Annotated in this window: 11 protein-coding genes, 6 tRNA genes and 1 pseudogene; 2 read left to right on the top strand and 16 right to left on the bottom strand. The window is 47.3% G+C overall.

Translation table 11 applies throughout. From position 1 onward, the window contains the following. Window positions 1–24 precede the first annotated feature (24 nt). The 4 genes from AAIG11_RS05260 to AAIG11_RS05245 all read right to left on the bottom strand — a co-directional run bounded on the left by AAIG11_RS05260 (window position 25) and on the right by AAIG11_RS05245 (window position 2129). A complete protein-coding gene (locus AAIG11_RS05260) occupies window positions 25–585 on the bottom strand; it encodes a TetR/AcrR family transcriptional regulator (RefSeq protein WP_343185191.1) in 561 nt (186 codons plus the stop codon). A gap of 240 nt (window positions 586–825) precedes the next feature. Next, window positions 826–1401 (bottom strand): methyltransferase domain-containing protein, encoded by a 576-nt coding sequence (locus AAIG11_RS05255; protein WP_343185190.1) that lies wholly within the window; start codon window positions 1399–1401, stop codon window positions 826–828. A gap of 9 nt (window positions 1402–1410) precedes the next feature. Further along, window positions 1411–1689, bottom strand: coding sequence for a hypothetical protein (locus AAIG11_RS05250; RefSeq protein ID WP_343185189.1), 279 nt, complete (start codon window positions 1687–1689; stop codon window positions 1411–1413). A 62-nt stretch (window positions 1690–1751) separates the two neighbouring features. Then, a complete protein-coding gene (locus AAIG11_RS05245; protein WP_343185188.1) occupies window positions 1752–2129 on the bottom strand; it encodes a rhodanese-like domain-containing protein in 378 nt (125 codons plus the stop codon). Between the two features lie 660 nt (window positions 2130–2789). Here AAIG11_RS05245 and AAIG11_RS05240 point away from each other — a divergent pair. Both AAIG11_RS05240 and AAIG11_RS05235 read left to right on the top strand, forming a co-directional pair. Next, window positions 2790–3104, top strand: coding sequence for a transposase (locus AAIG11_RS05240; protein ID WP_343185187.1), 315 nt, complete (start codon window positions 2790–2792; stop codon window positions 3102–3104). Window positions 3105–3129: 25 nt separating this feature from the next. Then, a complete protein-coding gene (locus tag AAIG11_RS05235) occupies window positions 3130–3438 on the top strand; it encodes a transposase (RefSeq protein ID WP_343185186.1) in 309 nt (102 codons plus the stop codon). A gap of 784 nt (window positions 3439–4222) precedes the next feature. Here AAIG11_RS05235 and AAIG11_RS05230 read toward each other — a convergent pair. The 12 genes and pseudogenes from AAIG11_RS05230 to AAIG11_RS05175 all read right to left on the bottom strand — a co-directional run bounded on the left by AAIG11_RS05230 (window position 4223) and on the right by AAIG11_RS05175 (window position 12252). Beyond that, complete coding sequence (locus AAIG11_RS05230; protein WP_343185185.1) at window positions 4223–7330, bottom strand: leucine-rich repeat protein; 3108 nt, start codon at window positions 7328–7330, stop codon at window positions 4223–4225. Between the two features lie 1032 nt (window positions 7331–8362). Next, on the bottom strand, window positions 8363–8530 hold the full coding sequence (locus AAIG11_RS05225) for a hypothetical protein (RefSeq protein WP_343185184.1): 168 nt from the start codon (window positions 8528–8530) through the stop codon (window positions 8363–8365). Window positions 8531–8671: 141 nt separating this feature from the next. Continuing rightward, window positions 8672–9868, bottom strand: a complete 1197-nt coding sequence (locus AAIG11_RS05220; protein WP_343185370.1) for a PAS domain-containing sensor histidine kinase — start codon at window positions 9866–9868, stop codon at window positions 8672–8674. Next, window positions 9848–10132, bottom strand: a pseudogene (locus AAIG11_RS05215) (PAS domain-containing protein); the annotation flags it as partial. The pseudogene AAIG11_RS05215 and the gene AAIG11_RS05220, both read right to left, overlap by 21 nt. Before the next feature lie 73 nt (window positions 10133–10205). After that, on the bottom strand, window positions 10206–10493 hold the full coding sequence (locus tag AAIG11_RS05210) for a hypothetical protein (RefSeq protein ID WP_343185183.1): 288 nt from the start codon (window positions 10491–10493) through the stop codon (window positions 10206–10208). A gap of 119 nt (window positions 10494–10612) precedes the next feature. After that, window positions 10613–11110, bottom strand: coding sequence for a chemotaxis protein CheD (locus AAIG11_RS05205; protein ID WP_343185182.1), 498 nt, complete (start codon window positions 11108–11110; stop codon window positions 10613–10615). Between the two features lie 530 nt (window positions 11111–11640). Continuing rightward, window positions 11641–11716: transfer RNA gene (locus AAIG11_RS05200), tRNA-Phe, on the bottom strand. A 42-nt stretch (window positions 11717–11758) separates the two neighbouring features. Continuing rightward, window positions 11759–11849: transfer RNA gene (locus tag AAIG11_RS05195), tRNA-Ser, on the bottom strand. A 10-nt stretch (window positions 11850–11859) separates the two neighbouring features. Further along, window positions 11860–11942: transfer RNA gene (locus AAIG11_RS05190), tRNA-Leu, on the bottom strand. Window positions 11943–11955: 13 nt separating this feature from the next. Then, window positions 11956–12040: transfer RNA gene (locus AAIG11_RS05185), tRNA-Tyr, on the bottom strand. 17 nt (window positions 12041–12057) lie between these two features. After that, a tRNA-Thr gene (locus AAIG11_RS05180) sits at window positions 12058–12133 on the bottom strand. 42 nt (window positions 12134–12175) lie between these two features. Next, window positions 12176–12252 (bottom strand) — tRNA-Asp (locus AAIG11_RS05175). Between the last annotated feature and the right edge of the window lie 49 nt (window positions 12253–12301).

Genomic DNA, 12301 nt, shown 5'->3' with positions numbered 1-12301 from the left:
TTGCCAGTTTTCCACCACTCCATTTCATGGTTCATTCTGCGCTTTCATTAGTTCTTCTCCCACTTCCATGAGAAGTTCTTCCAGTTCTCCTTCAGCCACCCATGAGGGAACATGGCCGCTGACCACCATGGTGGTCAGCCCCATCTGAAAGACGCGCATTTTCAGCAACAGTCGCTTGCGTTCTTCCAAAGACCATTCTTTCAGGTGCTCATCTTCCCCCATAGCTTCAATCATCGCCTGCTCCACTGTATCGTAAGAAGCCATGTAGGGGTTGGGCTCAATGGTCATCTCTCTATAAAGTGCCGGGTACATTCGGGCGAATGCCAGACTGGCTCTCCCGATGTTTTCGAAGATGTTGCTTCCCTGCTGTTCTTTCAGCAACTCATCCGTCATGGCAAAGACTCGGTGAACCACTGTTTCCACCAGCTCCTCAATGGTCGAAAAATTGACGTAAATGGGAGCCACTGAAGCTTTCAGCTTTGTTGCCACACTTCGGGCAGTGATTCCAGAGAGTCCCTTTTCTTTCGCAATCTCCAGTGCTGCCTCTATCACAGTTTCTTTATCAAATTTGGTTTTGGGGGGCATTCTTATCCGCCTTTCTTTGATGCATGATGTTCAACAAACGACTTTTTCATCCACGATTGAATGCATTGGTTGCCATGTTTTTGGATGGTTAATGTTGCATAAGAAATATATTACTTATGTTACATTACTTTAGTTATATATTAACCAAAAAAGAAAACCCTGTCAACGGATCTTTCACATCCATTTTGATAAGGATTTGCTTCTTTATATACAGCCTTTATATACGGCCTGTTCGGTCTTCTATTCATGACGTCGTTTCAACACCAGGGTGGTGCACACGGCATGATGTGCATTCACATCACCTTCAGTTTCCTGTTGTTTGATATAATCCAGAAACAACGCCTGCTTTTCCGGGTGCTGTGCTGCCAATTCAAGACATCGTTTTTTCAGCGGCTCAAAAAGAGGAACTTCAGATTCTGCCACCTCTTCTTCTGTCAAAGAAAGATTTTCAACAATCTTGAACCCAGCGTTTTCAATCTGTCGTTTCATTTCCAGGTAAGGAAGTATCAATGGGTGGCGAAACTCGCTGTCTTCAGCAATGTAGGCATCGTCGATGATGATCAGACCGTTCTCTTTCAAATGAAGCTGCAAAAGGTTCAATGTGCTTTCATAATTACCCAGCACCGGCCCGATGGCTCCCAGCAAAACAACATCAGCAGCCGGCATTTCATTGACCGCTTTTCTGATATCACCCACCTCAAAGCGGCACAGCTTTTCCACCCCAAACTCAACTGCTTTCTTCTCAGCGTACTGAATAAAAGCGGGCATCGCATCAATACCATGACAGCAGGAACCGTTACGATGGGCCACTTTCACAGAAACAGCTCATTTGCCACATCCCAAATCCAGCATGGTGACCTGTTCCGGCGATTGGAAATGCCTGCCAATGATCGAAATCACTGTTTCGGGATCTGTTCCAATCTCCCATAGATCCTGAAGAATATAGGGTAAATAGGGAAATATTTCCAGGTTCGCACCCCCATCCAATGCCGTCACAACGCTTTCTTCCACCGTTTTCATTTGCATCACCGTCCTCTTCTGGTCTTCTTTCTGGGTTTTGTTGACTCTTGCCACGCAAAGCACATCGTTCTCTTCCTGCTTCACAGCATGATGTGCATCTGCCTGTCAAATTGGTTCTGACTAATGCCGCAATCTATGGAAACGATCTATTTCACAACATCATAGGGCCAATCAAGGATTCCTCCCAGATCGTAAATCTGGGTATATCCCATTTCCAGCATCATTTTTGCTGCTTCAAGACTTCGGCGGCCACTCCTGCAATAGATAAAAATGGTCGCATCTTTGTCTGATAGCTGCAGAGGAGCTTCTTCCGCCAAAACTTGTAACGGGATTAACATACTGCCTGGAATGTGTCCCTCTTCAAACTCTGCTTCAGTCCGTACATCCAGCAGAATAATCTGCTCTTCATTTTCCAGCCGCTGAAATGCTTCTTCCGGAGATATACTTTGATAGACGGCTGATTCCGGAACTTCTGCGGTGCTGCCACAACCAGTCAGAATAATGATCAGACTAATCATCGTCATCCATAACATCGTCGTTGCCTTCATATCATCACCTTCTCTCTTAACAATTTCTTATAAATGCTTTTACCCAGATTGCTGCGTTGAACTCACTTGATACTATTTTCAATGGGTGTTACTTTCTTCAAAAACGGAAAAAACCGACCCCCTGCAACTGTTTGCAAAAAGCCGATTCTTTGGTGCCCAGAGCCGGAATCGAACCAGCGACACGAGGATTTTCAGTAATAGATTTCATTGTTTTTGCGAACTTTATCAACTCTTCCTTGGTGTTATTAAGTGCTTAAAAGTCCTATGCTGCAATAGTACAGTAACTTTGTTCTCCCATCAAGTGTTGTTAAGTGTTAGGTCATCCTATATAGTTTGAGACAAAAATAAGACTTTTTGTTGCTAACTTGAACGTTTTATATTAATTTTTTTAGCAACAAAAATGTAGTACACGTCCATTATTTCATGCAACAGTCCTCGACAAAACACTACATTGTCCACTTCATAATATACTCCTGGTCTCCAAATCACATCCTTTTCTCCGAAGACACATCATTACCATTTTCAAAAAACGACTTCAAAACAAACATCCTCCATATAACCAGTCTATTTAGCCCCATAATGGATTTGGAAAAATTGCTTGAGTCATGATACCCTATGATTAAAGGAGTTGATCTCATGAGACAAACCCGCCAATATTCAGATGAATTCAAAGAACAAATCATCAGAGAATGCCAGGAAGTCGGAAACGTCAGCGTTGTTTCCCGCCGCCATGACATCTCCGCCAACACCATTCACACCTGGATTAAGAAGTACCGGGAATGTGGTACCGTGAAAGCCATGAACGAAAGTTCAGCAAGCGTCGAGCAACAAGCTCTGAAACAACTTCAAAAAGTGAGCACCGAAAACGATCGACTGAAACGACTGGTGGCTGAAAAAGAGCTGGAACTGGCTATTTTGAGAGATTTGCGTGATCGGGTAAACCCCAAATAGCCGACAGAGTTGTCATCGCAGAAAAGTGGACTGTCCTCACGGCAGTGCCTGGTGTTCCAATTCCAACTATGGATATACACTGAAGGTGGATGTGAAGGAAAATCCTCGTCTATACCCAGGGTTGCCCCGCGATTCCAAACGATTCAAAGAGCTGTATAACTTAAGAAGCAGTGTGGAACGGTGCAATCATCGGTTAAAGAACCATGTGATGCTTGAAAGCCTGCGTTCCTCTGGTCGAAAGTCGGCTGGTGTTCACTTCAGGTTGTGCGCTGTTGTGCTGCTGGCTGGCACCATTGCTGTGAATCAGATCTCTGTTGTCAACAAAGCGGCTTAGAACGATTGATGTATCCTTCTCATAATACTATTGATAAGGGGTTGATTTAGTAATTCTAATGCATTTGATGATAACTGTTATTTGAAAGTACCGTCTAATGACGGGTTTGGTTAGTGTTCGCTTTTTTATTCCGTCAAAAAGGCGAAATATGAAATTTACTCACATGTCAAAAAGCGGTTAATTATAGAAAAATCTATTCCTTATTGATATGGTTCGATTCCTTGAGTACCACATTAGACATTGATTTGCCTTGCTCTTTCGTGGGTTTTAATCGTCCGCAGCATTCCGAAGTTGTTGAGGCAAAAAGAAACGCTTTTTGCCGAAGTGTGGCAAAAAGCGTTTCAATGTTAATGATTACCTTCTGCCACATACCCTTACTACGAAAATGTGTCATTTTGGCCATGAAAAGCAGTAACACAGGCTCAAAAGAACCGGCTTTAGTTTTAGCGTTGGTCTCAGACGAGACTTTGGCTCTCCGTAAACAGAAAGTAATGAGTTGGTGCTCCTGCAATTACTGCTGCCAAGTGCTGAAAGAACGGTTTTTTTCCAAAAGGTTAACTCTGTTTATTTTTGTGGTATAGGGGCTCATGTCAATTTGCGGTGATCGCAGGGTTTCGTTCATTCAGTTTGGATAATTGTCCCATAGGTGGGTTCACCAACATTTTGCACCTGTGCGAGCCTGAAGGGGCAAGATACCAATAACAGGCTCCCCCCACTCCCAAACAGTCCCAGGGTTTCCTGAAACCACAAAACCTTCGTCATTAGATTCAAAGTCATCCTCGACCTACGGAATCTTCACCCAAACACCTGTCTGTTCACCGATGTAGGTGCCTGCACCGCCTGCTGTATAAGCATCCCTGAATAGGTTATTGTGGACAGGATGAGCGGCCTCCAGCAGATGGTCTCCTAACGTGACACCTGAGCCAATGGTAATGGTGGTCAGCTTGTTTTTTTCAAATGCTCTATTTCCAATAGTGACACTGTCAGGTATGGTCAGAGTGGTCAACTCGTTGTTATAAAATGCATATTGACCAATAGTGGTGATACTGGTAGGTATGGTCAGAGTGGTCAATTCGTTTGCAGCGAATGCATATTGCTCAATAGTGGTGATACTGGTAGGTATTGTCAGAGTGGTCAATTTGTTTAGAGCGAATGCGAACTCGCCGATGTCCTCGACACTGTCAGGGATGGTGACACTGGTTAGACCTTTGCTGCGGAATGCCTCTGCCTGTATATGCTTCACGGGTAACCCGTTAATAGTGGATGGAATGATCACGTCTAATCCGCCGGCGGTATTATAGCCAGTAATAGTTATGAAGTTCCCATGAATCGATGCAGTTTCTTCATGAGAAAAATATACAACATTTATCCAGCTACCTGTCTGTGTACCGGTGTAGGTGCCTGCACCGCCTGCTATATAGGCATCTCTGAATCGGTTATTGGGAGGATCAGAGCCCTCCAGCAGATGGTCTCCTAATGTGACACCTGCGCCAATGGTAATGCTGGTCAACTCGTTTCTAGAAAATGCCCCCTGACTGATACTGGTGATACTGGTAGGGATGGTCAGAGTGGTCAGTTTGTTATTTTCGAATGCATTTCTTCCAATGGTGCTGACATTGGCTGGTATGATCACGCTGGTCAACTCGTTGTTAGAAAATGCCCCCTGACTGATACTGGTGATACTGGTAGGGATGGTTAGAGTGGTCAGATTATTAAATGCGAATGCAGAAATGCCGAGGCTGGTGACACTGTTGGGGATGGTCAGAGTGGTCAGATTGTTATATCCGAATGCACCTTCTCCTATGTGAGTTACACTGTTGGGGATGGTCAGAGTGGTCAGATTGTTATTTACGAATGCATATCTTCCAATGGTGCTGACATTGGCTGGAATGTTTACGCTGGTCAATTCGTTGTAAGCAAATGCCGACTCACTGATACTGGTGACACTTGTAGGGATGGTCAGAGTGGTCAGCTTGTTTTGTGCGAATGCCAATGAGCCGAGACTGGTGACACTGTTGGGGATGGTCACACTGGTTAGCAATTTGTTTCGGAATGCATTTTCACCTATATTCTCCACAGGTATGCCATCTATTGCAGAGGGGATAATCACGTCCAACCCACCTGCACTGTCGTAGCCGGTGATTGTTTTTGTTTCCGGATCAAAAGTAAAGTAATTTACCGGTATTGAGGTGGGCGAGAAGTTGGCTGTTGCATGAACTGCCGCTGCCGGCATGGTAAACCCATAGACACTGCCTGTGACTGTTTCAGCCCCTATGTTCCAGTCGATGAATTCAAAACCTGTGTTTGGAACGGCTGTTAGGGTTACGTTGGCGCCTTCATAATAGTTGCCCGTGCCTGTGACCTCACCACCGCCTGAAGGGTTAATGGTTGCAGTGACAGGAAAAGTACCCGGAGGAGGAGTGGTCACGGTTACTGTGAAGGTTCTGGTGCCGTTGGTATAGCCAGCACGCGTCCCTGTTACGGTGACTGTTGCAGTTCCTTCACTGACTCCGGTGATGGTAATGATTTTACCACTGACTGCTACAGTGGCCACGCCAGCATTGCTGGAAACGGCTGTGATGGTGGCATCTGTTGGGGTTGTGACCACTGTTCTAGTGGCTGTTGCTCCTTCATTGATGGTAACGTTATTGATGGCTCCCACTGTCACAGCAGGTGTGGAGGGAGCACTGCTGTCTCTGTCTCTGTCCCGGGAGGGTGTTGGAGCAGGGGTTGGCTGAGGTCTTTGGATAACGCTGTCTGGGTCATCCACATCCTGATTGCCGCTCTTGGAACCGGAAGCGCTTTTAATCGCTCCTGTGGCTCCTTCCCACTGACTGTTTTCACCATCGATCCTGGCGTTGTTGATGGTGGTTCCTTCAGAAATAGTGCCAGTGGCATTGGCGGCTTTTTCTGTTATCTCCAAACGATTGATATTGGTGTCTCCTTTGGTCTCAAACACCACATCCTTGGCATCAATGGTCACTTGCTGAAAGGTGCCTTCCAGGATGATTTTCTGGCCGGTTGCATCTTCGGCAATGACAACCTCAATACCGTCTGCGTCAACAGCCACTATCCGTACGGCCCCTGTCTCTGTTGTCTGGACATACACTTTGCCATACTGCCCGCCATTGATATGGATGCTGTTGATACCGCCGCCCTGGATAAAGGTGTCGCCTGCCACGGTGATGTTGTTCAGGGTGACGTCGCCATCGCCCACGGTTTCGGTGATGGTCAGGTTGCCGGTGATGGTCAGGTTCTGCAGTATGACGCCGGCGGCGGTGACGCGTACGTTGCCGTCGATGGTTTCTGTGCCTTCTTCGGGCCCGTAGGTGCCGGGGGCATCGAAGATGGTGTCGGATGTGTCGTCTTCAGTGGTTCTGGTGACTTCTCCTGTTCCGGGCATGAAGTAGGCAATCCGGTTCACTGGATCCCAGTCAAAGGGAACTCCCAGGGCTTCTGCCAGTCGGGAAACGGGGATCATGGTGCGGCCCGGGTCTACGATGACTGCCACGGTGTCCATTTCCATGAAGAGCTGGCCGTTTTTGGTGAGATTTCGGCTGCCGATTTCAATGGTGATGACATCACTGTCCTTTGTCACAGTGACAGTTTTTGTTTCACCATTCCAATCCACAGTCGCGCCTAATGCTTCAGCTGCAAAGCGTACAGGCACCATGGTACGGTTGTCCTGCATGTAAGGGGCTGCATCAGAAGACTGCCACTGGCCGTCGATGGTGTAGCCTGGCTGGTCAATTGCAAAGGCCACCGTGCCTGAGGGCAGGGTTTCATTGGTTGTGTCGGCCATTACCGATACAGGCATCACCAGAGATGCCATCATAATGAGTGCCAACAGCAGGGCAATGTTTTTTTGACTTCGGATCATTTGTATGTGCATTCATCTCAACTCCTTCGATTGGGTGTGTTTCTGTGGTGCATCAAGTTAACGCTTACTCTTGAATCTGACTGTTTTTTCATGGATATGTAACTTGCCTGCGTAATCAAAGCTGTGGAGATCAGGGTTTCATTGGCATTCTCCTTGTCAAGTGTAATGTGAAGCAGTTGTTCTTATAGGCTGTTTTATCATTCTTCCTAATGTGTTTTACAATTTATCAATCAAACAAAAAAACCGGCCAACAAAATGTGGCCGGTTACGCTACTCACTCCCCCATGGCTATAAGCGTCCATTTAAACCATGGGCTCTTCGTGTCCTTTACTATCCTATTGTCTTGTTGCGGGGACAGCCATGATTAATGAAAAGAGTGCTTTGCTTCTTCTGTTTTTTTTAAGTATTATAACACAAACAATCTGATAAATCCTGTTTTTTTATATAAATTCGACATATTTTGTCATCTTTTTTAAGATCTATTTTGTCCTTCACTCAATCCCAACTTTTGGTGACGGCTTTAAGGGTTCATTTATACACTTTTTCTGTCTCTTCGCTGTCTGAATAAATAGACGTATTCCTATATATTTTTTACTATCCTGTCATACGTTAATTGATCCTCAATCAGATATTCGCCATAGGTGCCAGTACACTGTTTGGGGTCTCGCCAACATTTCCGACAAATCCCACGCTAAGGCAAAAAATGGGAAGAAACCCACGAAAGAAAGTGCCACCAAAGCTGAGGAAACCATCCTGAAAGCAGAACATATGAAAGAACTGTTTCAGTATGAAGTCTTAGAGCAGGAAGGAAGACCATACCTGAACTTCGCTTTCTCCGATGAAGCACTGGAACAATTAACACAGTAGCTGCTGGGAAAAACCGCACTCTTCACAGACTGGGATGATTTCTCCAACGAGGCAATCGTCAACGCCTATCGGAGTGCCTGGCATATTGAATCATCTTTTCTTCAAATAAAAGATACAGACCACCTGCCGGTAAAACCCATCTTCCACTGGACAGATGAAAAAATCAGGGATCACCTCTTAACCTGCATTCTTGCCATAAGACTCTGCGGCCTGCTGCAAAAAGAACTGGCCGGACAGGGTATTCATAGCAGCATCAATATATTGTGGGAGGATATGGGTGCTCTCAAAAAAGTCTTTACCTTTTTTCGAGAGATTGACAAGCCCGAAAAGTGCTTTCCTTTGCACAGGAAAACGAAGTTGCCCAAAGGATCCAGGTGTTGTACCGTTTGAAGGAAAAGTATGGTTAAGTATGCGCTTTTAAACTCCTGCAGTAATTGAAAATACTAATGTAGAACCAGCATGTCTGAAACAACTTGTACACTCACACTAGGTGAAAGCTGTAAAGGGTCCCAAAAATAAACTGCTTATCAGAGACAGGTCAAGATAATGAAAAGTATGCAGACAAAACTCACTGCCCCGTCCCGGTGTGCTTTCGGCAGTGATAAAACCGCGTAGCATGGCCGCCTCTTCTCGTGCCACTGCCAGGCCTAACCCAAGGCCACCGTAAGCCCGTGTGTGGGACTCGTCAACCTGACTGAACCGCTGGAAGATGTAGTCCAGTTTATCTTTGGGGATGCCGATGCCCGTGTCCCTTACCTGGAAACGGACTCGAAGGCGTTGTGGGGTGGAGAGCGTGGTGTCACAAAGAGCCCACAATTCTACGGTGCCGGTTTCCGTGAATTTGATGGCGTTCCCCACCAAAATGCCCAGGATCTGTTTCAGCTTGAACCGGTCCCCCACCAGTTTGTTGGCCAGACTTGCTTCCTGATACACCCTCAGAAATAGGGATTTCTGAACTGCTGCTGTCTGGTGCAGCTCTTTCACTTCCTGAAGCAGCTCATCCAGCTGGAAAGGCTCTTCTCTGACCTTTTGCGCCTTTCGTTTCAGGCTGGTGTAATGAAGGATATCTTCCACCACACGGGCCAGGGACTGGCCGGACTGAAGGACATAGCTCAGGTAGTCGGCCTGTTCTTCAGACAGGGCGGTGGTCTCCAGTAGCTGGGCCATGCCCATGAGGCCGTTTAAGGGAGTGCGCAGCTCATGGCTCATGTTGGCCAGGAACTGGGTTTTGGACCGGTTGGCTGCTTCGGCCTCCTCCAGTGCCGCGTCCAGCTTCTGCTGAGCTTCTTTCGCCTCCGTCTGGTCAAACATGTATCCCCGTATGGTGATCACCTGTCCACCATCGTCCCTTACTCGCTGGGTAAAGTCATAAAACCAGCGGTATGGGCCATGGTTGGTTTTCAGACGGTAGGATTGCTCGTACACATCGATATGCTGTGAACGGTAGTGGTCCACTTCCTCCACTAACCGCTGAAGGTCTTCGGGGTGAATCAGGGCCTCATAAAGAAAACCTGACGATGTCATTTCCTCTGGGGTGTACCCCAGTATTTCAGTGACATTTTGAGAGACATACCGTACGGGCCACCCTGGTGTCGGATCCCACTCGATGGTGAATACAGGGCCGTCGTTGAACAGGTCTCTTTCGTACCGCAGGGCTTTTTCCGCCTCGATTCCCTCTGTCACGTCCCGGCAGTTTAGCAAAAAACCTTCCATGCCTGTACCCGCCATGCGGTTATGACCCTTGCTTTCCAGCCAGACCCAGTGGCCTTCCTGATGAGCCATGGGAAAAACCGCCGATCCCGTCTGGCTTTTTCCATGGTTCAGCTGGCTCAAAAGCTTTTTTGTCAGGGAGCGATCCTCAGGATGCACCAGTGGTAACAGCTCTTTTCCTTTGAGCTGGCCTGACGGACTGCCCAGAATGATTGCCGCAGCATGGCTGCAGTACTGGACTACACCGTCCGGAGAGGGGGGCTTCGCTGTTTTCCAACAGCAGGTTTATGAAGGCTTCCACATAAAAGCTTTAGCCGGAGGGGGTAGCCATGTATCCCAGTACAATGAGGATGTCCCGGTCGGCGTAGTTTTCCAGGGCTTCAATCAATGCTTCCGGCTCCAGCTGGCTGTGGTAATGAATGGCAATGGGGTGATAGTAACCGGCCATTTCTTCCTGAAAGATCGCAAGGTTTCGCTGCTCTGTCAGGCTTGACCCGGCAATGACACCGATTTTTTCTGCTTTCGGCTGCAGCAGGAGGGCTGCTTCAACGGTGTTGAGGGCAGAGATTTGTTCGTTGACCCCCGTGGCGTGTTCCATGGGGTAATGCTGTGGTTCGTAGTTGTTGATACCGGAAAAGACAATCTTCCGGTTTTTTTCCCCGCCAGCAGGTGTACTTTCACCCGGATTCCCTCACCGAGAGCACCGGTGCCTTGACTTCAGGCCCTTAGCTGTCTGCCTGGCAGCTTCATCATCATCGGAACACATGTCACCTCAACGTGCCCATCACATGAATAGCCTGTGATGGTTCTGGCAAAGATGCCCCCTGTCTCCATTCGATCTACCTTTAGCTGATGTTTTTTAAGGGCGGTGATGGCGGCTTCTATGTTTTGTGCTGAGACGTTGTAGTGTTGACAGATGCCTGCTTCAGCACCGCCAAAAACAGACACCACCAATTCCTGTTTTTTAACTCCCAGACGGTTCTGAAACACATTAACAAGGGCATCAATGCCTGTGTCCACGTATTGGGCTGGTTTTACCAAAGCTTCTGCTTCATGGTTTCGTGAACTGGGCAGCAGCATATGGGCCATGGCCAGGGTCTGGATTTCGGGTGCGTACATGACCACTCCAAGGCAACTGGCCAAGGCAAAGGTTCTCATTCGGTCGTTGTTTGTCCGGCTCACAGCCATCTGTCCAATTCCCACGATGAACTCCATGTTGGTTCCTCCCGTCTTGATTTTTGAAACAAAAAAACCAGCCAAATAAAAAACATAGGCCGGTTACGCTACTCACTCCCCCGAGGTTAAAGCGTCCAAATAAAACCAAGGGCTCTTCGTGTCCTATCGCAGAATGTGTTTGCCACGATGTCAGGATGGGCTCTGTATTTACAGGGAATTGATTAACGGTTCGTTCTCCGTGTTATTTTCATTTAAGTATACCACAAAGGGTTACATGCGTCATGATTTTTTGCCTTGATTATGACGTGATTTGACGCAGTTGAAAATTCATTTGCTATAAACCCTTCATAAATAGTTCCCAAGCAAGAGACTAAGAGTCCTTAGCATCACAGAGATTCTTACTGGAGGATGAACAGTGGACCAGGTGTGGACTGATTTCCAGGAGCAGTTCTTTTACCTTTATGTGGAACCAAATCATTTAGCAATACTTTTTTAAGACTTTTTGTAACACTTCATGCAAAAACGGAAAAAACCGACCCCCTGCAACTGTTTGCAAAAAGCCGATTCTTTGGTGCCCAGAGCCGGAATCGAACCAGCGACACGAGGATTTTCAGTCCTCTGCTCTACCGACTGAGCTATCTGGGCATGCTATGTATGTTGGCTGTTACGGATGAGCCGAATATTTACTGGCGGAAAGGGTGGGATTTGAACCCACGGCTCCCGATAAGAGAGCGCTGGTTTTCGAGACCAGTTCCTTAAGCCGCTCGGACACCTTTCCAGATAAAAAGTGGTGCGGGTGAAGGGATTCGAACCCCCACGGTTTCCCGCTAGACCCTGAACCTAGTGCGTCTGCCAGTTCCGCCACACCCGCATTATTTATCTGATGGTGGAGGGAGGAGGATTCGAACCTCCGAAGTCGTTGACAACAGATTTACAGTCTGCCCCCTTTGGCCACTCGGGAATCCCTCCATGTTAGAATGAAACAATGGAGCTGGTGATGGGACTCGAACCCGCAACCTGCTGATTACAAATCAGCTGCTCTGCCAATTGAGCTACACCAGCATGAAATTGTGAAACAAATGATTCACACCAATATTAAAAAAATGGCGACCCGGAAGGGACTCGAACCCTCGACCTCCAGCGTGACAGGCTGGCATTCTAACCAACTGAACTACCGGGCCGGATATTGGTGGGAGCAACAGGGCTCGAACCTGTGACCCCCTGCTTGTA

This window comes from Anoxynatronum sibiricum, from assembly GCF_039414295.1.
Lineage (GTDB): Bacteria > Bacillota > Clostridia > Peptostreptococcales > Tindalliaceae > Anoxynatronum > Anoxynatronum sibiricum.
The sequence above is the reverse complement of the archived record's forward strand: the minus strand, read 5'-3'. Positions and strand labels throughout refer to the sequence as shown.